Genomic DNA, 24,047 nt, shown 5'->3' on the forward strand with positions numbered 1-24,047 from the left:
AAGTTAAATAAGGGTGAAAAAATATAAATTATTGTTATAAAAACGAACATATCTGCAAAATAGTCTGTAAAAAAAATAAAAGCCTTTTGCAAGGCTCTTATTTTCTGTTAAAAAATGATTTCAGTTTGTTTCTGATTTTGATGATCGTCGGTTCTTTGTAATTTTTGTCTTCATCAAAATAACCGTAGCCATATCCGTAGCCGTAACCATACCCGTAGCCATAGCCATAGCCGTAACCATAGCCTTGTTTTACGGTAAAATCATTGTAAACCAATCCCAGATTCGTCACTTCTTTGTTAAAGTACTTTTCGCTGATCATTCTCAGCATATGTTTTTCAGTGTACTCGTGTCGTACTACATAGATCGTTGTATCAGCTTTTTTGATCAATTCAAAAGAATCAGCTACCAATCCTACCGGCGGTGAATCTATAATGACATATTCATAGATTTCCTTCAACTGTTCTATGAATTTCATGTTGTTGTCACTCATCAGCAATTCGGATGGGTTTGGCGGAATTGGTCCTGATGTGATAACGTCTAATCCCGGAATGCTGGTGTGATTGATAATTTCATTAAGTTCTACCTGACCTGTGAGATAGTTTGATATTCCGTTTTTGTTGTTGATTTTAAAATCGCCGAAGATTTTCGGTTTTCTAAGATCCATTCCCAGCAAAACAGCTTTTTTCCCGCTAAGTCCCAGGACGGAAGCAATGTTAATAGAGACATAGGTTTTTCCTTCTCCACTGATGGATGAAGTTACCAGAATGACTTTGCTTTTCTGCTCCTCATCAAACAGGAATCTCAGATTGGCTCTGATAGCCCTGAATGCCTCAGAAATGGAAGATTTAGGCTCTTCCAGAACTGTTAAATTGGTTTCATAATTATTATGTCCAATAACGCCAAGAAGCGGAATTTTGGTTGCAGAAAGAAGTTCTTTAATGTTTCTGATCTTATTATCCAATAATTCACCTATAACTAAGAACAGAAGTGGGATGAATAATAACCCTCCAATAATCTGCATCTGAGTAGATTTGACATCGGGAGCGATTGGTCCCTGTCCCAGATTTTTAGCTTTATCAATAATTGTGAGATTACTTTGGTTGGTTGCGACACGCATCTGGGATTTTGCCTGTTCTGTCAACAACGTATTGTAAGTATTTTCGATGATATTGTAGCCACGCTGAGCATCCAGGAAAATCCTCTGTTTTTCCGGCAATGTCACCAGCTCCTGATCTATCTTTCCAATATCTCCATTAAGCGTTGCAAGCTTGTCGCTATATCCCTGAAAATATTTTTTCAGTCCGCTTTGCGACGTATATTTAGCTTCATTGATCAACCTGTTGATTTCCCGCATAGGCTCGGAGTTTGGCGTATAGATTTGCGCCATTTCCCGCCTTTTTGCATACAGCGCTTTCAATTCAGAAACAGAAGCGTTGAAACTGCCGTCTTCGATGCCTGCAAGATTTAAACTGATAATTTTTTCAATGCTGTTGGTACTTACAGAAGCTCTTATGTCATTCAGCGAATTGATTTTTGTCACGAGTTCAGCTTTCTGAGTCTCCAGATCCGTTAATTTTGACAAAGTCTTGGAATCGATATTTTCCATATCGAAAAGACGATTGTTGATCTTCAGATTATTAAGAACAGAGCCGCTGGAATCCAGTTTTTTCCTGATTTTCGTAATATTATCATTCAAGTATTCCACTGTATTCTGATCTACGGTATTCTGATCCAGCAATCTTTTTTTGATAAGTTCCTGTACAGAATTATTGAGGAAATTAACTGTACTGTTTAGGTTAAAACCAGTTTTGCTAATGACCATAATGGAAGACAATTCCTTATCAAACTCAACAAAAAGACTTCCCACAATGTTATTTACGGCCTGATTCACAGGAATCAGTGTCACCATAATATTATCCAGTCCCAGATTGTTAGGCACAGGATTCGGAACTAATCTGAATTTGAAATTCGGCGATTCATACCATTCATTTACCTTCAAAATTCTATTCTTCGGTCTTGGATAGGCCGGAATTGATTCTACACTTTCCGTATTATAGTTGTACAGATTGTTGGAAATTCCTTCTTCCGGCAAAATGATTTCATACTGATTATCTTTTTTCGGAATGATGTTGATTGGGAAATTAACCTGCTGCAAATGGTCTTTATCGATTTCTAAAAAAACAGGACTGTCTTCCTTATCCAAATAGGTGGTTTTGATCAATCCTCTAGTAGTGTAATTGGTATTAAGATCCAATTTTTTCACCAAATATTCATTATGACTTCGCGATAATAAGATCTTTTTCAGATAGACTCCGTCCTGGTTTCCGCCTTGTCCCCAAATGAAATTGATGGATTGATTTGGTGTAAAATAGCTTGAAGTATTGTTTGAAATACTTAGCGAAAGACTTGATGAATAAACCCTCTGAGCGTAGTACTTGCTGTATACAAAAGAAATGCAGTATCCTAAAAATCCCAAAAGTACAAACCAATACCAATTCTTCAGAACTCTCTGCGCAAAGTGAAGCGGATCAAACAAACTGAATGAACCCATTTTCTCAGCATTCTGAGCGGTGTCTTGCGCGGCCTTTCCGTTTTTATCAGGAATCATATTATAACGTCTTAAGAATTAAATAAATAGACATTACTGTTGTAAGCACAGAAACTCCTGTTGTCAAAGTCTGAATTGGTTCTTTGCCAAATCCATTGATGCTTTTCCCGTTGGTATTCAGATAAATGATATCGCCATTCTGCAACCAATAATAGGGTGAATTCATGGCATCTTCTCTGGTCAGATCGAGTTTTGCGGTTTTGATTCCTTCAGGATATTTTCTATGTATTGTGATATTTTTTCTGTCCACTGTACGGTTCAATCCACCATTCATTGCAAGAGCCTGCATAATGTTCAACTGAGTGACATACGCTACTTTTTCGCCTGTAACCTCCGTGCTTTCTATATCCCCAAGCACATAATATCTTATTCCGTCAAGATTCAATCTTGCTTCTGCTTTTCCTTGTAAAAAATTTTCATTGACACGGGTCTGAATTTCTTTAGTCATATCTTCTACTGTCCGGCCTTCTGCTTTAACATATCCAATTCCAAAAACATTGACATCTCCATTGGAATCAACTTTCAATCCATTGAAATAGAATGTGGGATTACCGCCAGTTCCGCCGCCACCAGCTGAAGCACCGCCACCAGCTGTCTGAGATCCACCTGTGCCTGCAGAAGCATTGAGTGAAGAATAAAACTGAGCTGCATCTCCTTTTGGAGTCGTCACTACATTCAGAGTCAAAATGTCTCCTTTTGTAATTCTGTATTCCGGAACATTGTACGGAACCAAACCTTCTTCATTGATGGTAAGACTCTCGCTTGGCTGCAAATAACGAATATCTTTCTGTATAATACAAGAAGACAATCCTACAACAGTCAGCAATAAAAATATGTTAAACAAATAACGCTTTCTCATTAATAATTTTTTACAAAAATATAATTATTTTAATCTTTTTTGAACTTTAATAAAACGATCGGTAAATAAGCACCAAGAAAACCAAGTGTCATAACGATCATTAACAGCTGATTTACATCCAGATGTCTTAAAAAATAAGCCACCACTATGATTAATAAAAAATAAGTGATGATGTATGCTGTGGATCGGCGATGCGTCAAACCAAGATTCAGTAATTTGTGATGGATGTGATTTTTATCAGCTGACAAAACAGACTTCCCGTGGTACAATCTGGTAATGATAACCGTAATGGTATCAATAATCGGAAGAATCAAAATAGCAACTGCAATGACTGGCGCTGCCTGAAGGTGATAAAAAACCTCATTCCGCTTCTCAATGAAAATATCAATAAACGAAATTCCTGTGAAAGCCAGCAAAAATCCCAGAATCATAGAACCTGTGTCGCCCATAAAGATTTTCGTGCTTCTCTTATTGGAAAGATTATAAATCAAAAACCCTAGAGATGCGGCGATGATGATGGCACACAGAACAACCAGAGGATCATTAGCACTGCCAAGTCTGTAGAAACTAATCCCGAACAATGCACTTGTGACGACGGTGTAGCTGCCTGCCAGTCCGTCAATCCCATCAATCAGATTAAATGCATTAATCAAAATAATGAAGGTCATCAAACTGAACATTACGCTGATGAAATAATTGATCTCATACACCCCAAAAACGCCGAAAAGACTTCTGATTCTTACATCAGAACCAATCACCATCAGGGCTGAAACCAAAATCTGAGCGACCAATTTTTTATAAGCCCGCAAAACCATAATATCATCCATCACGCCAACAAAAAACAGAATAATAAATGAGGCGAAAAGGAATTTGTAGCGGTCAAATAATTCGTAAGCAAAAATCGGAGCGCAAACTCCTAGTGAGAAAAAAACTGCGATGCCACCAAGATTTGGAATCTTTCTGAGATGGGAACTTCTGGCGCCCGGCTCGTCCATCAGATTTTTACGTCTGGAAATTTTGATAATGGTTGGAATAGCAAGATAGGTGATCAGAAATGAAAATGAAAATCCCAAAATCATCTTGAAATAGAAAAAAGAGATCCCGTAACTTTCTAGAAAAACTTGGAAATTGTTCATTTGTGACTATTTTCTGGATTTCAATTTCTACTTTATTAATCTCCTGATAAGACCCTTAAAACCGAAAAAGTATAAGAGGTAATATAATTTTTTTTTCAGTGGCAAAGATAACAGATAATTCTTACCAAACCGATTAAATTGCAAGATTTCTTTAGTTTTCAAGCCTTTACTTATCACAAATTCATCTAAAACGTGTGACATTTTGTAAAAATCCGAATCTTTTTTTACAAAAGCCAAATAAGCCAGAAAAGTGTAAACGCCTTCGAGAATCTGAAAATTCTTCAACGCTGTTTTCTGATCCGAAAATCTGCTTTTGTTAAATGAAATCTCAACAGTTTCCACAGCTTTCAAAATATCAAGTCCTTTCATCGTGTGACTTTTGCTGATAGAATCCTGTCTTTCAAGATATTGATAATGAAAATTGGGCGTGAAAGCCAATACATTACACTTTAATAGAAGCTGTGGAATCAGTTCTATATCTTCAAAATGAATCCCTTTTCTGAATCTTTTTTCATTAAACAAATCTCTTCTAAAGAGTTTATTACAAGCAAAATAAGAAATATCCGAAAAAACAGACAGATGATTTTCAAGTACAATTTTCTCGGGAAATCCGGGAAGTTGGGTCAGTTTTTGAGTGACAGCTCCTTCTTCATCCACTTTTTGAAGATTGCAGATCGCCATCTCCGCCTGATGCTTTTCAGCCAGATTGTACATCTCTTCAAACATCGTATCGCAAACATAATCGTCGCTGTCTACAAATCCTAAATATTGGCCTTTTGCTCTGTCAATTCCGAAATTTCGCGCATCACTCAAGCCGCCATTTTCCTTGTTGAAACCAAAAATTTGATTCGGAAATTTTTGTTGAAAATCTTCAATAATTTGTTGCGATTTGTCCTTGCTTCCGTCGTTGATGACCAAAATTTCAATTTCCTTCAAAGTTTGATTGACTAACGACAACAGGCATTTTTCCAGATATAATTGGACGTTATAAACTGGAACGATGACGGAAACTTTGATGTCGGAATTTTGATTTGTCATTATTAATTATAAGTCTTTAAACTAATTTTGATGTATCGCAACTACGTTGCTCTAAATTCTTTGGTTATACTTTTTCTACAAACATTTGACTCCTGCGGAGCTTTTCTTGAATGATGTTATTTAATTTCTTGTAAATCTCGGACTCAAAAAACCTCTTTTCGCCTCATCAAAATCTGAACGCGAACAAGGAATGCAGTTGTCAATATTCTCATCCTCGCCAAAATACCAGAGATTGCTGAAAACATCACGTTTGAAAGCGTATTGCTCATCTTTTATCAAAACAAAAAACGTTTCGAATGATTTTTCTTTCGGATGCGATCTTTGGATATTGATTCCCTCAATCAAATACCAAAGCATCTGCGCCAAAAGCTGGTGATTGAGCTGAGAATCTGAATAAATATTATAATTGAAAATCCCGACCGACTTTAGTTTTTCGCCAAGTCCGATTTCTTTCATATAAGCACAAACTTCCCTTTTATTAAGACCGTTAACTTGCGGATTGATGGAAAAAGCCTCGTTAAAACTTTCGACAGCATCACAGTTAATCGTTACCAAATCTGCTTTTCGGAAATATGGTTCGGTTTTCTCGGTAGAATTCATCATCTCTGCCAATCGGACAATGTCAAACTGAACCTCTTTAATCAATTTCACAGAATCGGATTCGTTCAGATGTTTCTGATAACCAAGGTGGTGGTAATTTTTGATCGAGAAATTTTTGGAACCCAAAATCTTGCTTAGGAAATTTGACTCGTGGATTTCTTCATCCTGTTTCAGAGAAACTACATTGCTGATCTGGGTATAATTGATGTCTTTCTGATGAAAACTAAGCGCCGAAAAAAGCGAAAATGCAAAATCGTTGCTTCCGCCAATCACCACCGGAATTGCGTGTTTGTAATGACAGGCAGACAAAACTTCCTGCAAAATGTAATGCGAATCCTGAGGCGTTTTCCCGGAAACCAAATCGCCCAAATCCACGATTGGAATATCAAAATCGAGTTGAGAAAGCTTGTAAAACTCTCTTCGGATCTGCGTAAATTCCTGGCTGTCTGCATCGCCATTCGCTCCTCTATAATCTGATAAAAACAGCAAAACAATGCTGTCTTCCTTAATCTCATTTTTAATTTTGTCTCCGATCTGCCAGTTCTCGGTTCGGATTTTTCTTGGCGGAATAATAAAATCTTCGAAGTTCATTGATTCTATTTTATAATATTAATGATGACATCTTTTGGCGTTTTCTTCGAGAATTCTACCAATTGATTTCTTAGTTTGTCTGTGTTTTCTTTTTTGATGGAATAGAAAGAAACCGTAGTTCCTCCCGACATATAATTATTCTGAATCGTCAACGTTCCGACTTTCGAAAAATAATCGGGCATTTTCACCCACGCATCAAAAACCAAAGCGACCTCAAAATCCTGAAGCTTCGCAGTATTGTAAATGTATGCTTGAAGTTTCTTATTATCGGTGAATTTCCCGTGATCTTCCTTTCGGAGTTTTGCCACTTCGATACTTCCAAGTCCGTAGGTATCAAGCAAATGAATGTTATTGAAATATGTGATAGCGCCAATGTCATTCGCTACAATTCTTGAATTTTTATAATATTGATGAAGAAAATCTGCGAGCTGAATCTGCTGGTCGAAAATATTTTTGGAAGCTGTCGGCTGGTTTTTCAACATTGGAACAAAACGTATTGAGAATATAATCAGCAACAAAATGATCATTGCAAATTTCAAAACCTGATTTCCAATTTTCTTTTGAAAAACCTCATCTGCAAACGGCGCAATTGCAAACAGAATCACAACCACCAAATAAGCCTCATAACGAATAAGCCAACCGAAATTTGCAAATAACAGGTGAACCGCAAAGCCACAGAAAACGACAATCGGAATCGCATTATTTTTAATCTTATCAATGAAAACATTCTGATTTTTTGATTTAATGAAAATCTGAACTAATAAAATTAAAATCAAGATCAACACTGAAATTCCACGGTAGCCATTTCCGGCAACTCTGGTTAGAAAACCGACAACACCGTCATTGGTGTTTCCTTTCAGAATCAGAGAATTAGGAAGGAAAAATGATCCGTGATCCACAGAAATCCAGCCGTAAATCAAAACCGGCGTGATGGCAAACAATCCCAATGCAATACTCTGAAAATATTCCTTCTTGACGAAGAAAAGATAAACGCACATAAAAAAAATGAAGAACAGACTTTCGTACCGGAAACCTGTTGCCAAAATTGCCAGCAAAGCCAGATTAGAAAAATTTCTCGGCGCTTCATTTTCCAGATATTTTTTGAATGCGAGTAAAGCCAGAACCATTGTCAAGGTATGGAAAACGTGCTCCATTCCGGTCATTATCATCAGATGCAGTGGCATTAGTAATACGATTGAAGCCAGAAAAACCGTGTAAGTCAATTTTGAAAATTGCTTGAGATATTTATGAGAAATCCAAATTAAAAACAGTCCGGCAATCGAATTTACCACCATTGGAATATATTCCCAATTACCAAAAACCTTTATTAAAATCGCTAACAGAAAGGTAAAGAGCGGAGAAGATGTTGTGGAAGAAAATTCGTATTGCGTGATTCCCCAGACGCTGAAGTCGGCAAAATTTTTCGCCATAGAAAGGTGAATGTAAGCATCATCCAAAGGATAAATATACCGTCCGGCAAAGCCAGTCACCACAAAAATATTGTAGCAAACTAATAATCCTAAAGATAAAATCACTAATAAAAGAATCGTTTGTTTTTTCATTACTAATGGTTAATTAGGCCAAAGGATGTTCTGATAAGTCTGAGGCGTAAACCGTCCTGCAGCACCCTGATACTGAACGAATACAAAGTAATAGAATATCATAAACCCAACAAAAAACATATGCAGCATCTTTTTGGTATTCTGATTATCTACTGCAGCTATAATATTTGGGATCACCAATGGCGCAAAACTGATATAACCGCCGACGAGTCTGGTGGAAAAAACGGGATTATCTCGCATAATAAAATACAGACAGACTCCCACTACCAGAATATTCCTCATATATTCATAATAATATATCTTTTTGCAGGCCACCTTATCATAAGTAATAAGAACAAATGAATAAAGCAGCATCAGTCCGTCCATAAAGGTGGAAGATTTTGCCTCATAATTGATGTAACCATTATATCCATTAGAAACATCCTGAACGGAAAGTGTGTCCAGAAAGGAAGAAAAAAGATTGTATATTCTGAATGGCGACAGAATCACACAAACCAAAATGGCATAAAAAATCCTGCTGGAATTCATAGAAACCGTAGCCAGCCAATAAGCCGGCAAGAAGATAATCGTAGACTTGTGAAACCCGAAAGCGAGGTACATACATAACAGATACCACCACACTTTTCTTTCTTTTATAAATTTGAATGAGATGAAACAAACAACCATTCCAAGCGCCTGTCTCATGTGCCCGCTGTCCGCAATGAAATATGCCGGAATGAAAAACAAAAGAATTGAAAAAACAGGAAACGCCGAATTTTTATAATAAACTACAAATCTTGAACTTATCGTTATAATGGCACTAATCAGAGTGAATATATAAAACTGACTACCCGTTTCGTGGACTATCTTATTCAGGAAAACGTAGAGCCACTCAATATCATAATCGGTTTTGCGGAAGAGCATTTTATTGACCAGTTCAGAATAATCAATCGTTGGAAAGTAAATACCGTACATCTCACTGTAAACAGGATAATCTGCACCTACGTAATTCCTTAGCCCAATTATAACAACCATATAACTTCCCACCGACCAAAGTACAAAGGTGTTCTTTTTGGTATTGTTTCCGTACACCTCCACAAAACTGTAGAGAATGAGAAAAACAAATACTGCGGTAAAAACTGGGTGTAAAAAATTCATTTAGTTGAACTGAAAAACTTTATTTTAATTTGCGTCAAAAATAGGCGTTATTTTATTACCAATAAAAATTTCCAATCATCTGCATCCCAAAAGTCTGAAAGATGCACAGATAGAAAAGCATCTTGAATTGATCAGCATTAATATCCTTCAGCAAAATCAAAAAATAAGGAACAAGGAACAGGCAGGCGCGCGCTGTCTCTCCGGTTCCGTAAGCGCCCGTCAGAAGCATTGCTGAGATTGCCGCTACTGCTGAGAAAAATAAGATATTAATATTTTGATTGTCAAAAACTTCGGTTCCTGATTTCTTAGAAAAGAATATCGCTAAATAGCCGAATGACAGAAAAAGAAAAATCTCGCCAATGTCTTCCAGTCTTGTCATCAGATAAATAAATGGCTGATGCAAAAGCCTGAAACCATCGGGGTTTTCGGAATGGGAAGCCTGTAAAAACGTTTCTAAATGATTATAACCCGCTGTTGCATAAATGATAATAAAACTTAGCGCAAAAGTTACCGTCGTCATCAGACTCAGCCAGACGAAATTCCATTTTCCTTTCAGTAAAAAATAGAAACTGAAACAGCCTAAAAACGCAAACAGAAACAAACCGGAAAACGTTATCAGATTCGTCAAGATCAATCCTAAGCTTATTAATAGAAAGGATATCACATCAATTTTATTTTGATTAAAGATCCTTGCAAATCCTAAGAGAAATATCAAAGTTGATGTCAGCACCAAAGAATCGATGGAAACCAACAGATAAATATTAACGGAAGGAATCACCGCAAACAGAAGCAGCATCCATTTTCTTCTTGCCTCTTCGAATCCGAGATAAACCAGAATCTGATAAAATAATGGAAAAGACAAACAGCCAACTGCAAAAAACACAATCGCCAAAGTTTCAATGTTAGAAATATCCAGAATCCAGAAATGCAAAAGCGTCACAAACGGCGGATGCGTTCTGGTATGAAGCTGAAAATGTTCCAGATTTTTGGTAAAATCCCGAAGCCAGATTGCGCCATCTGTAATATTAATGGCATCGGCATAATACTGTCTTCCTTTCAAATAAAACGGCTGCAGAAAAGCAATATCGAAATCGCCCTGACTCAGATTTCCTAAAACGACAAGAGCAATGGCAACCAAAAAGAGAAGATAAACATTGAGTTTTTCTGAGTATTGGAAAGCGAAAATCCCGCCGACTAAAAACAAAAATGCAAACACAAATCCGCTCCACAAAAACTGGTTGGGATAGATGACGGAGATCGGGAAAAGCGGACCGGTTCCTGTAAAACCTCCCTGGCTTTGGTAATAGAAATTAGCACCAGCAATCGCAATCCAGATGAAAATCGCCACAAAAAAAATGATCCACGGAAAGGTTTTCCAGTTTGCCCATTGTAATTTTTCGCCCATTCAAAAATGTGTTTTGGTTTTTAGAATGGTCAAAAATATTAATAAAACTTCAGAAAGTCTTTAGTTTTTTATGATTGTACCACTTTTTGCTAAAAGGCTTCGACGTAGTTTATATTGAGCATTGTCGAAATGCTCAGCCTGACATCTCGAAATACAATTGTTTATTATTATAATGTCACACTGAGCGGAGTCGAAGTGCCGTGATTATTACATCAATTTCAAATATTGACAAACCTCAAATTGCAATGGAAACCCCTAGCCCTGATGGTAGTGGAAATCCCACAGCAAGTGATGGGAAAGCCGGGCGCGAGGAATTGCAACGGACAGCAGGTTCCCGGCTCCTGATATGTGGGAGAGTTTGAGGTTGGAGAGTTTGAGTGTTTAAACTATTCTTACAAAATTTCGAAAACAAAAGTTGTGGACGTATCAAATTTTCCGCCTTGTGTTGCTCCAAACAGAAACTGAGGCTTCTTCCCGTCTTTGCTCATCAGAAGCATCGGGCGCTCCAGCCTTCCGAAGCGGTTGAGGTTTTTGGGCGGCGTGGGCTCTGTGATGTAATGTTTCATTTCCAGGTAAGCGATCTCCGGTTTTGTCCATTTCAGGCCGTCTTTTGTTGTGAGATGCAAGCCGTACTCGTGGTTGTAGAATCCCATATCGCGCGCGATCATATGAAATTTGCCGTTCTGTTTCCAGATGAAAGCGTCCTCCAGCTGCGCGTTGTTTGGCATATTTGAAAAGTCAATGACGGGATTTTCGGAGACTTTGGTGTATGGTCCCATTGGCGAATCGGATTTTGCCAAACCGTATTTTCGATTGCCGCGGACCGGGCCTTTTTGGGTTTCATATTCGTGGGTGTTCCAGGATTTGTAGAACAGCCAGTACTTGCCGTCATTGCCTTTCACGAATGCCGGATTCGTGGTGCAATGGTCGTCCCAGTCGCCTTCTTTTCCGGGAAGCAATAGAGGCTGATCCGGTCTTGTCCAGTCGCCGTCGAGTGTTTTGGAGGTGGCGAGTCCGATTCTTTTGGTATTGGTTTTCCCGTTGGAATTGCCCATAAAGAAGAGAAGATATTGGTCGTCCACTTTTTTAATTAATGGATTGTGGCAAGTCGTAGCGTCCCAAAATCCTTCCCCTCTTGGCGCGAGAATCACTTGCTTGTGCTGAAATTCCGAGAAAGGCGAATCTGCTTCTGCACGGCAGATCTCGGAGCCTTTGAGCCAGCCGCCCATTCCTTTTTCCTTCTTCCATCGGGAGTAGAACAGGTGGACTTTGCCATCGTCGCCCCAAATCGGGGAACTGCACCAGATGTAGTAGCCGTCGAGGGAAAACTGTCTTCCGATGGGTTTCAGATTGAAATAAGGCTTCTCGGAAAAATCAAATGCTTTGGTGAATGACGTCCCCAAAACCACGGCTGCAAGTCCTAAAGCTGAGGTCTGTAAAAAATCTTTGCGGGTGAAGTGTCCTGGCTTATTCATAATTCTGATTTACAGCTAAATTACTGGAAATGGTTGCGGGGAGTGTCCTGCGGTTTGGGGTTCAATCCTTTCGTGCTTTTGTGTTCAGAAATCCGCACATTACACTTCTACCTTTTCGCGCTCATCTATTTTCCTGCGTGTCAAGACAGGTTTCAGATTCAGCATACTATAATTTTGAGGAGCGCAAGTTCAACCTCTTCTGTCCTAGCACGGTCTCATTGGTTCTGAACTCCAAAAAAAACAAAAAGTATCTAATAAACAGACAGCTTTGTCTAATCACCTAACACCTTTGTCCAATCACCTAACAACTTTGTCCAATCACCTGACATCTTTGTCTAATCACCTGACATCTTTGTCTAATCACCTGACAGATTAATCTAATAGAAATACAGATTAATCTAATAAACAGACAAACTTGTCTAATAACCAGATAGAATCTAGCTAAAGGCGCTCTGCGAAGCATTGTGGTTTGATGGTGATGACCTATTATCTGAAAGAATTAGATAAGCGGCACTCAGAAAATAATCATCATTAAGTGTGAAGAGGTGTATGGATTCCAGATTCTCGTTGACGAGGTAAGGAGATTCTTTATTTGTTTTAAGAAACAGAAGATGTTTTGTGAGTGTTGGGTGGAGTGGGAATTGTGGGTATATTTGGGATATTGATATTTAAAATAAAAGATCAAAATACCACTGAAAGTTTTGTTTTGATAGTAAGTAAATAATATAATTTTCGAAAACGAATATGCATAAATTAGAATATGTAATTAAAACTCTATTTAATTTACAAGCGCAAATCAATTTGTCCGTTGAAACTCTAAATGAAGTTTATAATAATCCTTCATTGTTTGTAGGTAAAACACTAGAAAATTTTTATCATGAAAAAATGGGATTAGAACCTGCAATTCACACTTTAATTTCAAATTATTCAATAATTCAATTTTGTTCTTTTTTAGATGAATACAATGATTTTTTTAATCCTGCTTTTTGTGAAGAAAAATATCAAGATAGAATTTTAAATGTAAAAAAGAAAAACGTCCCTGGACTAAAAAGGATCAACCAATGGAAAGATTTAAACAAGTTCAGGAATAACCTAGTTGCACATAATTTAAGAATAAAAAATGAATCATTTTTTTCTACTAAATTTGAAAAACTTGAGTATAAAATACCAAATAAAATTTCTGAGAAAAATTTATCCCGCTGCGCAAAGTCTCCCGACTTTGAGCAATAATAAAACAACAGATAAAACACAAAACAAATGAAAGAAGGCTATTATACAATCAAAGATCAGGAAAGATCACCCGCTGCGCAAAGTCTCCTGACTTTGAGCAACGACACAATAAAATAAAACACAAAACAAATGAAAGACGGCTACACGATAAAAGATTCCCGCTGCGCAAAGTCTCCTGACTTTGAGCAATGACACAATAAAATAAAACACAAAACAAATGAAAGACGGCTACACGATAAAAGATACCGCTGCGCAAAGTCTCCCGACTTTGAGCAACGCCACAATAAAATAAAACACAAAACAAATGAAAGAAGGCTATACAATCAAAGACCAGGAAAGACCACACTTTGTGACTTGCACAGTAGTGGATTGGGTAGATATTTTCACCAGAAAAGCTTATAAGGATATTGTGATTTCTTCATTAAATTACTGTATCAGAGAAAAAGGAATGGTTTTGTACGGCTATGTCATTATGAGCAATCACATTCACTTAATAGTTCAGTCCAAGGATGGTAAGCTATCCGATTTGATCAGAGATTTTAAAAAATTCACCAGTAAAAATATTGTAGAAGCCATACAGACAGAACCTGAAAGCAGAAGGGAATGGATGCTGGACTTATTTAAAAAAGCCACAGAAACCCACAGCAGAAATAAGAATTACCAGTTTTGGCAGTATGGAAATCACGCAGAAGAAATATACTCTTTACATTTTATGTGGGACAAACTGAACTACATTCACCTAAATCCCATAAGAGCAGGGATTGTAGAAAAAGCGCAACACTACATATACTCTTCGGCAAGCAATTATGTATCGGGAAAAGGATTATTAAATGTTGAATTGGCGGATAACCCAATCGTTGATGTGATGAAAAAGAATGAGTTTTGGAAATATAATAATTATGATGAGTGATTTGCTCAAAGTCGGGAGACTTTGCGCAGCGGGGCAGCGGGGTTTATGATTGTTTTTGGGTGGAGTGGGAAATAATAATTATAGTATTAGATTTAGTAATTACTTAGAAGATCATCATTAGTCCTTTCCTTCTCCAAGGATAACAGTAATTGAATATATTTTATATTAGTGCAATGCGTATATTTGAGAGTGAGTAGAAATAGTGAACAAACAGATGTTGTAAAATAAAGAAAAACAATATTTATCATATTTCTAAACTTTCTATAACACTATATATCATGACAAATTCCGAATTAAAGAAGAAAATTGCAGAGTCCACTAATCCAGAATGGTTTAGAAATGTAGTAGAAAAATTAAACTTTCATTATATTAATTATTCAAAAGAATTTGTAGGTGTATCATCACTATTTGAATTTGTAAATCAACAAATCAAAGGTTGGGAAAAGTATGGTAACTTACCAAATGAGCTCAATCAAAGTTTAAATTATTTTAAAGAAGTTAAAGAAGGAATTATAACTTTTATAAATTCTTATAGCCAAACAGAAAGTGACAGAAATCATTATTGGCAACAATATGTTGCTAACAGAATAAACAATGTACGTCAAAAGCCACTAATATATTCTCTTCCTGAAATTGAATATCTGGTAAAAGTTTCAAGAGACTATCCAAACTATTTTCCGGGAGCTTTTGAAGCTCTAATAAACAATCAAATTCAAAACCCATCAAATAAAGATTCTTTATATGGTGCAATATCAGCGTTTGAATTCCTATCGAAAGACTTTTCATCAATTTTGGAACGACGTAATTCTGAAAAACGCTCTATCATCGCAATTAGAAACGATTTTGAGAACTACCTAAATGAATCTGAGAAAACATTATCTGAACATTTAGCTAATTCTAATAATGAGTTTGAAAATTATGTAAAAAAAATAGACAGTTTAACTTCTGAAAAGGAAGAGGAATTTTATCGATGGTACGATAATATCAAAACTAATGACTGGGAAAAATGGTATAACGAGAAATTATCCAAATTAATAAATCTTGAAGAAACTTATGAAGTAAAGTTAAAACTTGAAAAACCAGCAAGATATTGGGAAAAAAAATCAACAAACTATTATAAACAAGCGAATACTGCAAAAAATATATTAATTGGTGTGGTAGGCTTATCTATTTTATTTTTAACAACACTATTACTTACTGCACCAGAATGGATTTTTGATAACATTTTTAATGGAAATGAAATTAAGGTTATAAGATGGTCACTAATCTTTATTGTTTTAATCTCTATCATAGCCTATTCGATTAGAGCAATAACTAAATATATGTTTAGCTCATATCATTTAGCTCGAGATGCTGAGGAAAGACATACTCTAACTTTTTTCTATCTGGCATTACTTAAAGATACAGAAGTAAGAGATGAAGAAAGACAAATGATTTTGCAATCTCTATTTAGTAGAACTGACACAGGTTTACTAAAAGAAGATTCTTCTCCAACTATGCCCAGTTCAGATTTTATTTCAAAAATAATCACGAATAGATAACCCCCGCTAGAGCGAGCGTCACGCTCGTATCTCCAATTAATAATAAAACAAAAACCCCTCTTGAAAATCTTCAAAAGGGGTTTAATATTTTACGTTTAAAAACTCTTATTTCTTAGCAGCAGGTTTCTTTGCCGGTGCTTTCTTCGCTGTGGTTGCTTTTTTGGTGGCTGGTTTTTTGGCTGCAGGTTTCTTTTTCTCAACGAAGGCTTTTGGGTCTTGCGCCGTGATCCATTTTTTCACCTCATCCAGGGAAACGTCTTTCAGTTCGTCTGCTTCGTACTTGGTGTCGTCCTTCTTTTTCGGGATCTTGTGGATGTTCTTGCCGTGTTTCACGATCGGTCCCCATCTCGCATTCTCGATGGAGATCTTTTCTGCTTCCCAATGCTGGATGTATCGGTTGGCTTCTTTCTCCAGTTTCGCATCGATGAGTTCATTGATGTCGCTTTGGGATAGATTATCGAAGTTGTAGCGTTTCGGAACGTTGATGAAGATACTTTGGTATTTGATAAACGGTCCGAATCTTCCGGTTCCTTTCGTCACTGGTTCACCTTTGTAGCTTGCGATTGGCGCGTCTGCCACTTTCTTTTCGTTGATGATCTCCTCCGCACGGTTTTGATCCACGGAAAGCGGGTCTTCACCTTTCGGAATGCTGATGTAGATCTCGCCCCATTTCACATAAGGTCCGAATCTTCCAACACCAACAGCAACCGGTTGTCCGTCCACTTCTTTCAAATCAAAAGGCAATCTGAACACTTCCAAAGCGTCTTCCAAAGTGATGGTCGCAATATTTTGATGTGCCATCAATGAGGCGAAGATCGGCTTCTCTTCGTCATCTTGTTCTCCGATCTGGATCATCGGTCCGAATCTTCCGATCCTGGCGTGAACATTCTTACCAGATTTCGGATCAACACCTAGGATTCTTTCGCCATTCGCGCGGTCTGCATTTTCCTCAACATCTTCGATCCTTGGATGGAATTTGGAATAGAAATCCGTCATCATTTCTTTCCATTTCTGGTCACCACTTGCAATGTGGTCAAAACTTTCCTCCACTTTCGCCGTGAAACCATAATCCAAGATCTCAGCAAAATTATTGGTCAGGAAATCATTCACAACCTCACCAATATCGGTTGGGATGAATTTATTCTTATCACCACCAAATTTCTCCTGAAGCACCTCTTTTTTGACACCAGATTTCCCCAATGTCATTTTTACGATTTCTCTCGTTTGTGGCTCGAGTTCTCTTTTATCTACATACTCACGATTCTGAATGGTCTGAATGGTCGGCGCATAAGTCGATGGACGACCGATGCCTAACTCTTCCAGTTTCTTCACCAAGCCAGCTTCCGTAAATCTTGCGGATGGTCTCGTGAACTTTTCTGTAGCGGTAATTTTTTTATAGTCTAAAGCTTCGCCAACGGAAACTTTTGGTAACAATTTTTCGTTGCTTTCGTCATCTTCATCCTCTGTTTTCACAATACCATAAGCCTTTAGGAAACCATCAAAAATGATGACCTCACCTTGTGCTTCGAAATGTTGTGGCAACTTGGCATTTCCAATTTCGATCACGGTTTTCTCGATCTTCGCATTCTCCATTTGAGAAGCCAAAGTTCGTCTGTAGATCAATTGGTATAATTTGTTCAACTGCGCATCACCAATGGATTTCAAAGCGAAATCTGTCGGGCGGATCGCCTCGTGGGCTTCCTGTGCAGAAGATGATTTTGTGGTATAATTTCTTGGTTTGGAATAATTCTCACCGTATTCTGAGATGATCTGCGCCTTAGCACCATTGATGGCTTCCTGAGATAGATTCACGGAATCCGTTCTCATATACGTGATGAATCCTTCCTCATAAAGTCTCTGCGCCAAACGCATTGTGGAAGTTACGTTGTAACCCAATCTGGAAGAAGCTTCCTGTTGCAAAGTCGAAGTCGTGAACGGTGCAGAAGCTGTTCTGGTTCCTGGTTTGGTCTCCACATTCAGAACTTTGAAGTCTGTGGTTTTGGCCAAATTTAGGAAGTTCTCTGCATCTGATTCTTTTTCGAAATCTTTTTTCAATTTCGCCAAGATCTCCTGTTGTACATTATTAAGGAAAATCCCTTCCAGTTTGAAACTTGGTTTCGGCGTAAACTCGCGGATCTCTTTTTCTCTCTCAACGACCAATCTTACAGCAACAGATTGCACACGTCCTGCAGAAAGTCCGGTTTTTACTTTTTTCCAGAGAACCGGTGACATTTCGAAACCTACGATTCTGTCCAGAACGCGTCTTGCCTGTTGTGCATTGACCAAATTCTGGTCGATATCTCTTGGATTGTCGATCGCTTTCAAGATCGCATTTTTGGTGATCTCGTGGAAAACGATTCTTTTTCTATTTTCAGGTTTAAGTTTCAGTTCGTCTGCCAAATGCCAGGCAATCGCTTCACCTTCACGGTCCTCATCGGAAGCAAGCCAAACCATATCGGCTTTTTTCACAGAGGCTTTCAATTCTGCCACCAATTTCTTCTTATCAGCAGACACTTCATAGTCGGGCGTGAAATTCGACAAGTCGATTCCCATTCCTTTTTTAGGCAGATCGCGAATATGTCCAAAGCTGGATTTGACCTCGAAATCTGAACCTAAATATTTCTGAATAGTTTTTGCTTTTGCCGGAGATTCGACGATCACTAAGTTTTTTGGCATCTAGAAAAATTTTTGCAAAAGTAGAGGTTTTTTTTTAGACCACTCATTTCGTGCTCTCGATTTTAAAATTTGTTACTATTAATTATATCAATGAAAGCCGTAAACCATCCTTTCCGAATAATGGATTTAGGAATAAGATTTTCACATTGCGGTCGAGGATTTATTGATTTTGAAAACTTAAAATACTACATTTGTATTGAATATCATATTAAAGTTATTTAAATCATTAATTAAAATGCCAACACAAGATATTTTCATCATAGAGCCCAACACTTCTGAAGAAGCGGATGCTTTGAAGGCATTTGCTAAAGCATTGAAGTTAAAATTTCAGATTTCCAAAAAAGACAAGAGCGAGATTCTCCTAGACCTGCAAGAAGCTGTGAAGGAGCTTAATCTTGTAAAAAAAGGTAAAACAAAAGCAAGAGATGCGCAAGAACTTTTGAATGAGCTATAATATTAAAACCATTTCAGTTTTTGACAAGAACCTAAAGAAACTGGCGAAAAAATACTCATCCATCAAAACAGATTTTGCAGAACTTTTGGAAAGTCTTCGTTACATTTCATCATCCAAGACGAAACAATTTATCTCTTAACAATTTATGACAAGTCCGAACAAGGAGCAATCACCGACAAACAAATTCGCGATTTGATAAATCTGATAGAATAACAAATGCATCGCTTTTTCATTCATTTATATTATCTGATTGCCAAAAACAGAATCCTTTCCGTTGCCGTTGCGATGGGAGTTGCTTTTCTGTGCTTGTTTTTTGCATCGAAAATCAATTTTGAAGAAGATATCAATCAGATTATCCCAAAAAGTGAAAAGTCTGACCTCACGGCGAAAGTTCTTAAACAACTTAATTTCTCTGACAAAATCATCGTCATCATCGAAAAGAAATCGAAAGACGACAATTTCCAGTTATCCGAAACGGCTGATTCATTTTTAGAAAAAACAAAGCCTTTAGAGCAATACATCAGTTCCGTTCAGGGAAAGGTAAATGATAATGAGATTTCCGAAACGTTTGATTTTGTCAATCAGAATCTCCCATTGTTTTTAGACGAAAACGATTATCTGGAAATTGAAAGAAAACTCAACAAAGACAGCATTGCTAAACAGGTCGAGAACAATTACGTTTCTTTGGTTTCGCCAACAAGTTTGGTAACGAAAGATTTTATTAAAAAAGATCCTTTGGGAATTACTTTTCTCGGAATTAAAAAACTGAATGCTTTAAACATCAGCAAAGATTTCAAGCTTGAAGATAATTACATTGTTACCAAAGACGGGAAAAACCTTCTGCTTTTCATTGAACCTAAAAATAAAAGCAACGATACTAAAAACAACGAAACATTTGTCAATCAGTTAAACGAAATCAAAGACAACCTCAACAAAGAATTCAAAGGTAAAACTGAACTGAGTTATTTTGGTTCGCCGGTAATTGCGGTTGCCAATGCCCAGCAAATCAAGAAAGATATTCAAAACACGGTCATTATTTCGATGACGGTTTTGCTAATTTTACTGATTTATTATTTCCGAAATTTTTTCACCCCGATTATCGTTTTCCTGCCGACCTTATTCTCTGTTTTGTTGGCGTTGATGGTTTTGTATTTTATTAAAGATAAAATTTCAGCCATTTCATTGAGCGTTGGTGCGATTTTGATAGGGATTACGATTGACTATGCGCTTCACATTCTCACGCATTACAAGCACAACAACAATATTGAAGAGCTTTACAAAGAAATTACACAGCCAATAATTTTAAGTAGTGCAACCACGGCGGTTTCATTTTTATGCTTGGTTTTTGTACGTTCGGAAGCTTTGAAAGATTTGGGACTTTTCGCATCGATTACGGTTTTATTTTCTTCCGTTTTAGCTTTAATCATTGTTCCGCAACTGTATCACCCGAAAGAAAAATCAGATACATTAAACACCAACTTCATTGATAAAATCGGGCATTATCCTTACGAAAAAAACAAGCCGTTGATTATCGGCTGTTCGCTTGTGATTATTGCGTGTTTGTTTGGTTTCCGTCACGTGGGTTTCAATGAAAACATTGGCGACTTAAATTACATTCCGAAAGAATTAAAAATCAGTGAGGCGAAACTTGAAAAACTGTCAGACATCACCTCAAAATCCATCTACACGATTTCTTACGGAAACTCTGAGGAAGAAGCTCTCGCAAGAAATTCAGATTTGAGCCAGTTTCTGGATAAAGAAAAAAAAGAAGGCAAAATTTTAAGTTATAATTCGCTTGGAAATGTTGTTTTGTCTAAAGAAGACCAGCAGAAAAAAGTAGCAATCTGGCAAAATTTCTGGAACGATAATAAGAAGAACTCCACAATTTCTGAATTGGTTTCGAATGGGAACAAATTCGGTTTCAACAGTTCGGCTTTTGACCAGTTTAATGAAAATTTAAATAAATCCTATTCTACTTTAAGTCTCAAAGATTACGAAAAAATAAAAGCGCTTCAAATCTCAGAATTCCTGAGTCAGGAAAATGGTTTTTACACCGTTTCGAATGTGGTAAAAGTAGACGAAAATAAAAGAGATGCCTTCATACAAGACATTGAAAAGAAACACGACGCCATCGCCATCGACCGTCAGCAGATGAATGAGAACTTTTTGGGATTGCTGAAAAGAGATTTCAATACGTTGATTAATTACTCTCTGTTGGCAATTCTCCTGACCATTATCGTTTTCTTCAGAAATTTTGAACTGACTTTGTTGACAATGTTTCCAATTGTTTTAACTGGAGTTGTGACGGCGGGAATTTTATATTTCTTAGGATTGGAACTCAATATTTTCAGTACCGTTGTCTGCACATTGGTTTTCGGGGTTGGTGACGATTTCAGTATTTTCCTCACGAAAGCAATGCAGAAAGAACATACGACAGGAAAAAATGAACTTCCGACGTACAGAATTTCGATTATTTTGGCAGTCTTCACCACGATTTTATCTATCGGTTCTTTGATTTTCGCAAAACATCCCGCATTGCATTCTTTGGCTTTAGTCGCTTTGATTGGAATGCTTTCCGTGATTATCATTACCTCAACTTTATATCCGTTTTGGTTTAGATTTTTAATTATTAATAGACAGAAAAAAGGTTTGTCGCCAATTACGCTCAGACTGTTTTTTCATTCCGTGATTCTCTTTATTTATTATGGTTTGGGAGGATTGATGTTCTCTGCGCTTGGAAGTATTTTCGTGAAAAATGCGAAAGGAAAAACTTTGGATATCATCAAATTGATTTTAGCCAAGTTTATGAAATCGGTCCTTTACGGAAATCCATTTGTGAAGAAGAAAGTCATTGCAAATCCGAACGAAGATTTCAGCAAACCAGCGATTATCATTGCAAATCACACCTCTTTTCTCGACACTTTGGCGATTGGAATGACAACGCACAAAATCGTTTATCTCGTGAACGATTGGGTTTATGATTCGCCTATTTTTGGAAAACTCGTGAAAGCTTTAGGGTTTTTCCCAGTTTCTCAAGGCATCGAAAATGGGAAGGAAAAATTGAAAGAAAAGATTGACCAAGGTTATTCGCTTGTCGTTTTTCCGGAAGCTGAAAGGTCCTATACCAATGATATCAAACGTTTTCACAAGGGCGCATTTTATTTGGCCGAAGAATTTAGTTTAGACATTTTGCCGATTTACATTCACGGGAATTCTGAGGTTTTACCGAAAGGCGATTTCATTATTTATGATGGAAGTATTACGGTGAAAGTTGGTGAAAGAATCAGCAAGGATGATTTGACTTTTGGAATGACATATAAAGAGCGAGCGAAAAACATCAATGCTGATTTCCGAAAAGAATTTGCGAAACTGAGAAACGAAATTGAGGACGAAGATTATTTCAAAAAGAAATTATTCCTGAGTTTCCTTTACAAAGAGACTGAAGTTGTAAAGGCTGTGAAAGCTGATTTCAGTGAAAACAAATCGGTTTATTTTGAATTGAATAAATACATTCCAAAAGACGCGGTAATTCTTCATATTGCTGATGACTTCGGACAAAAGGACTTTCTCTTGACGTTTCAACAAGCTGGAAGAAAGATATTTAGTTTTATTAAAAATAAGGAGAATCGAGAAATCGCTGAACAAAATTATCTTGTCAAAAGACGAAAAATCAATTACATCGAAAACCTTTCTGACATTACTAAAACCATTGATTTACTCCTAATCTCTGACCAAAATTTCGACCTTTCTGAAATACCGAATTTACCGGAAACCATCATTTTTCTCAATACAGGAAATACACTTTCCAACAATCTCAATTTTAACTTAGCACACAATTCAGAATCAATTAAAGTATTAAGACGCAAATAATAAATTTGAAAATCTTATTTTTGTTTTTATATTAAATTCTGATGCAGAAAAACATACTTGTCATTTATTATTCTCAGACCGGACAACTGGAAGATATCGTAAAAAATGTCGCCAAGCCGTTCGAAAATAATGAACAATACAAAGTCACCTATTATAACATTCAACTGAAAAAAGACTTCCCTTTTCCTTGGTCAGGCGATGTTTTTTTCAACACTTTCCCCGAATCTTACCTTCAAATTCCGAGCGACATCTATCCGCCTTCGGATGAAGTTTTGAACACCAAATTCGATTTGATTCTTTTCGGCTATCAGGTTTGGTATCTCACGCCATCAATTCCGGTTATTTCATTTTTGAAAAGTGGATTTGCTGAAAATATCCTGAAAGACACGCCAATCGTGACCATCTCCGGAACCCGAAATATGTGGATGCTTTCCCAGGAAAAGCTGAAAGTCTATTTGAAAAGAATGAACGCCAAATTGGTCGGAAACATCGCATTGGTGGACAGACACGACAATTACACCAGCGTTTTGACGATTCTCAAATGGCTTACCACCGGAAAAAAAGAAGCTTCCGGAATGCTGCCAGCCGCCGGCGTTTCCGACGAGGAAATTAATGGCGCAGGGAAATACGGCGAAATCATCAAAAGATATTTAGACAAAGGCGATTTTGCCAATCTTCAACCCGATTTAGTAAAAAATGGTGCCGTGGAAATCCGTCCTTTTCTTGTGAGAATGGAAAAAGTGGGAAACAAAATTTTCACCATTTGGAGCAAATTGATTATCAATAAAAAAGAAAAACGACCTTTGCTGATAAAATTCTTTAAGGTATATTTGATGACGGCAATCTGGGTAGTCTCACCAATAGTTTTGGTATTCCATTTGCTGTTGACGCCTATTTTGTGGTTCAAAAGAAAAAAACAGAGAGAATATTTACAAGGAATAAATTTAAAATAAAA

Annotated in this window: 17 protein-coding genes; 7 read left to right on the forward strand and 10 right to left on the reverse strand. The window is 37.1% G+C overall.

Going from position 1 to position 24,047, the window contains the following annotated elements; translation table 11 throughout:
• Positions 1-97 precede the first annotated feature (97 nt).
• The 9 genes from LUD75_RS04750 to LUD75_RS04790 all read right to left on the reverse strand — a co-directional run bounded on the left by LUD75_RS04750 (position 98) and on the right by LUD75_RS04790 (position 12,411).
• Entirely contained in the window at positions 98-2,608 is a 2,511-nt protein-coding gene (locus tag LUD75_RS04750; RefSeq protein WP_232704519.1) for a tyrosine-protein kinase family protein, read from the reverse strand.
• Between the two features lies 1 nt (position 2,609).
• Positions 2,610-3,467: a polysaccharide biosynthesis/export family protein gene (locus LUD75_RS04755; protein ID WP_232704520.1), complete on the reverse strand. Its 858-nt coding sequence runs from the start codon at positions 3,465-3,467 to the stop codon at positions 2,610-2,612.
• 29 nt (positions 3,468-3,496) lie between these two features.
• Entirely contained in the window at positions 3,497-4,603 is a 1,107-nt protein-coding gene (locus tag LUD75_RS04760; protein ID WP_232704521.1) for an MraY family glycosyltransferase, read from the reverse strand.
• Between the two features lie 27 nt (positions 4,604-4,630).
• The gene (locus tag LUD75_RS04765) at positions 4,631-5,641 is read right to left on the reverse strand and encodes a glycosyltransferase family 2 protein (RefSeq protein WP_232704522.1); all 1,011 of its coding nucleotides are present in this window, start codon (positions 5,639-5,641) and stop codon (positions 4,631-4,633) included.
• Between the two features lie 120 nt (positions 5,642-5,761).
• Positions 5,762-6,832 carry a formimidoylglutamase gene (locus tag LUD75_RS04770; RefSeq protein ID WP_232704523.1) on the reverse strand — a complete coding sequence of 357 codons (1,071 nt, stop codon included), beginning with the start codon at positions 6,830-6,832 and terminating at the stop codon, positions 5,762-5,764.
• A gap of 5 nt (positions 6,833-6,837) precedes the next feature.
• On the reverse strand, positions 6,838-8,394 hold the full coding sequence (locus LUD75_RS04775) for an EpsG family protein (RefSeq protein WP_232704524.1): 1,557 nt from the start codon (positions 8,392-8,394) through the stop codon (positions 6,838-6,840).
• A 9-nt stretch (positions 8,395-8,403) separates the two neighbouring features.
• Positions 8,404-9,531 (reverse strand): EpsG family protein, encoded by a 1,128-nt coding sequence (locus LUD75_RS04780; RefSeq protein ID WP_232704525.1) that lies wholly within the window; start codon positions 9,529-9,531, stop codon positions 8,404-8,406.
• A 55-nt stretch (positions 9,532-9,586) separates the two neighbouring features.
• Positions 9,587-10,936: a hypothetical protein gene (locus tag LUD75_RS04785; protein WP_232704526.1), complete on the reverse strand. Its 1,350-nt coding sequence runs from the start codon at positions 10,934-10,936 to the stop codon at positions 9,587-9,589.
• A gap of 392 nt (positions 10,937-11,328) precedes the next feature.
• On the reverse strand, positions 11,329-12,411 hold the full coding sequence (locus LUD75_RS04790; protein WP_232704527.1) for a glycoside hydrolase family protein: 1,083 nt from the start codon (positions 12,409-12,411) through the stop codon (positions 11,329-11,331).
• 744 nt (positions 12,412-13,155) lie between these two features.
• Between LUD75_RS04790 and LUD75_RS04795 the strand changes: the two genes are divergently transcribed.
• The 3 genes from LUD75_RS04795 to LUD75_RS04805 all read left to right on the forward strand — a co-directional run bounded on the left by LUD75_RS04795 (position 13,156) and on the right by LUD75_RS04805 (position 16,092).
• Positions 13,156-13,641, forward strand: a complete 486-nt coding sequence (locus tag LUD75_RS04795) for a hypothetical protein (protein ID WP_232704528.1) — start codon at positions 13,156-13,158, stop codon at positions 13,639-13,641.
• 304 nt (positions 13,642-13,945) lie between these two features.
• Positions 13,946-14,551 (forward strand): transposase, encoded by a 606-nt coding sequence (locus tag LUD75_RS04800; protein ID WP_232704529.1) that lies wholly within the window; start codon positions 13,946-13,948, stop codon positions 14,549-14,551.
• A 278-nt stretch (positions 14,552-14,829) separates the two neighbouring features.
• Entirely contained in the window at positions 14,830-16,092 is a 1,263-nt protein-coding gene (locus LUD75_RS04805) for a DUF6161 domain-containing protein (protein ID WP_232704530.1), read from the forward strand.
• A 105-nt stretch (positions 16,093-16,197) separates the two neighbouring features.
• Here the strand turns inward: LUD75_RS04805 and topA are convergent, their stop codons facing one another.
• Positions 16,198-18,768, reverse strand: a complete 2,571-nt coding sequence (topA, locus tag LUD75_RS04810) for a type I DNA topoisomerase (protein WP_232704531.1) — start codon at positions 18,766-18,768, stop codon at positions 16,198-16,200.
• 235 nt (positions 18,769-19,003) lie between these two features.
• Between topA and LUD75_RS04815 the strand changes: the two genes are divergently transcribed.
• The 4 genes from LUD75_RS04815 to LUD75_RS04830 all read left to right on the forward strand — a co-directional run bounded on the left by LUD75_RS04815 (position 19,004) and on the right by LUD75_RS04830 (position 24,045).
• Positions 19,004-19,222 carry a hypothetical protein gene (locus tag LUD75_RS04815; protein ID WP_232704532.1) on the forward strand — a complete coding sequence of 73 codons (219 nt, stop codon included), beginning with the start codon at positions 19,004-19,006 and terminating at the stop codon, positions 19,220-19,222.
• The gene (locus tag LUD75_RS04820; protein ID WP_232704533.1) at positions 19,212-19,361 is read left to right on the forward strand and encodes a hypothetical protein; all 150 of its coding nucleotides are present in this window, start codon (positions 19,212-19,214) and stop codon (positions 19,359-19,361) included. The genes LUD75_RS04815 and LUD75_RS04820 overlap by 11 nt, the downstream gene beginning before the upstream one ends.
• Before the next feature lie 77 nt (positions 19,362-19,438).
• The gene (locus LUD75_RS04825) at positions 19,439-23,092 is read left to right on the forward strand and encodes an MMPL family transporter (RefSeq protein ID WP_232704534.1); all 3,654 of its coding nucleotides are present in this window, start codon (positions 19,439-19,441) and stop codon (positions 23,090-23,092) included.
• Between the two features lie 41 nt (positions 23,093-23,133).
• A complete protein-coding gene (locus tag LUD75_RS04830; RefSeq protein WP_232704535.1) occupies positions 23,134-24,045 on the forward strand; it encodes a dialkylrecorsinol condensing enzyme DarA in 912 nt (303 codons plus the stop codon).
• The last annotated feature ends 2 nt before the right edge of the window (positions 24,046-24,047 follow it).

Source organism: Epilithonimonas sp. JDS (genome assembly GCF_021261315.1).
Lineage (GTDB): Bacteria > Bacteroidota > Bacteroidia > Flavobacteriales > Weeksellaceae > Epilithonimonas.

What these genes read in the sequence shown, in the direction of transcription:
- LUD75_RS04750 (WP_232704519.1), bottom strand. Translation starts at nt 2,608, where the DNA reads ATGATTCCTGATAAAAACGGAAAGGCCGCGCAAGACACCGCTCAGAAT.
- LUD75_RS04755 (WP_232704520.1), bottom strand. Translation starts at nt 3,467, where the DNA reads ATGAGAAAGCGTTATTTGTTTAACATATTTTTATTGCTGACTGTTGTA.
- LUD75_RS04760 (WP_232704521.1), bottom strand. Translation starts at nt 4,603, where the DNA reads ATGAACAATTTCCAAGTTTTTCTAGAAAGTTACGGGATCTCTTTTTTC.
- LUD75_RS04765 (WP_232704522.1), bottom strand. Translation starts at nt 5,641, where the DNA reads ATGACAAATCAAAATTCCGACATCAAAGTTTCCGTCATCGTTCCAGTT.
- LUD75_RS04770 (WP_232704523.1), bottom strand. Translation starts at nt 6,832, where the DNA reads ATGAACTTCGAAGATTTTATTATTCCGCCAAGAAAAATCCGAACCGAG.
- LUD75_RS04775 (WP_232704524.1), bottom strand. Translation starts at nt 8,394, where the DNA reads ATGAAAAAACAAACGATTCTTTTATTAGTGATTTTATCTTTAGGATTA.
- LUD75_RS04780 (WP_232704525.1), bottom strand. Translation starts at nt 9,531, where the DNA reads ATGAATTTTTTACACCCAGTTTTTACCGCAGTATTTGTTTTTCTCATT.
- LUD75_RS04785 (WP_232704526.1), bottom strand. Translation starts at nt 10,936, where the DNA reads ATGGGCGAAAAATTACAATGGGCAAACTGGAAAACCTTTCCGTGGATC.
- LUD75_RS04790 (WP_232704527.1), bottom strand. Translation starts at nt 12,411, where the DNA reads ATGAATAAGCCAGGACACTTCACCCGCAAAGATTTTTTACAGACCTCA.
- LUD75_RS04795 (WP_232704528.1), top strand. Translation starts at nt 13,156, where the DNA reads ATGCATAAATTAGAATATGTAATTAAAACTCTATTTAATTTACAAGCG.
- LUD75_RS04800 (WP_232704529.1), top strand. Translation starts at nt 13,946, where the DNA reads ATGAAAGAAGGCTATACAATCAAAGACCAGGAAAGACCACACTTTGTG.
- LUD75_RS04805 (WP_232704530.1), top strand. Translation starts at nt 14,830, where the DNA reads ATGACAAATTCCGAATTAAAGAAGAAAATTGCAGAGTCCACTAATCCA.
- topA (WP_232704531.1), bottom strand. Translation starts at nt 18,768, where the DNA reads ATGCCAAAAAACTTAGTGATCGTCGAATCTCCGGCAAAAGCAAAAACT.
- LUD75_RS04815 (WP_232704532.1), top strand. Translation starts at nt 19,004, where the DNA reads ATGCCAACACAAGATATTTTCATCATAGAGCCCAACACTTCTGAAGAA.
- LUD75_RS04820 (WP_232704533.1), top strand. Translation starts at nt 19,212, where the DNA reads ATGAGCTATAATATTAAAACCATTTCAGTTTTTGACAAGAACCTAAAG.
- LUD75_RS04825 (WP_232704534.1), top strand. Translation starts at nt 19,439, where the DNA reads ATGCATCGCTTTTTCATTCATTTATATTATCTGATTGCCAAAAACAGA.
- LUD75_RS04830 (WP_232704535.1), top strand. Translation starts at nt 23,134, where the DNA reads ATGCAGAAAAACATACTTGTCATTTATTATTCTCAGACCGGACAACTG.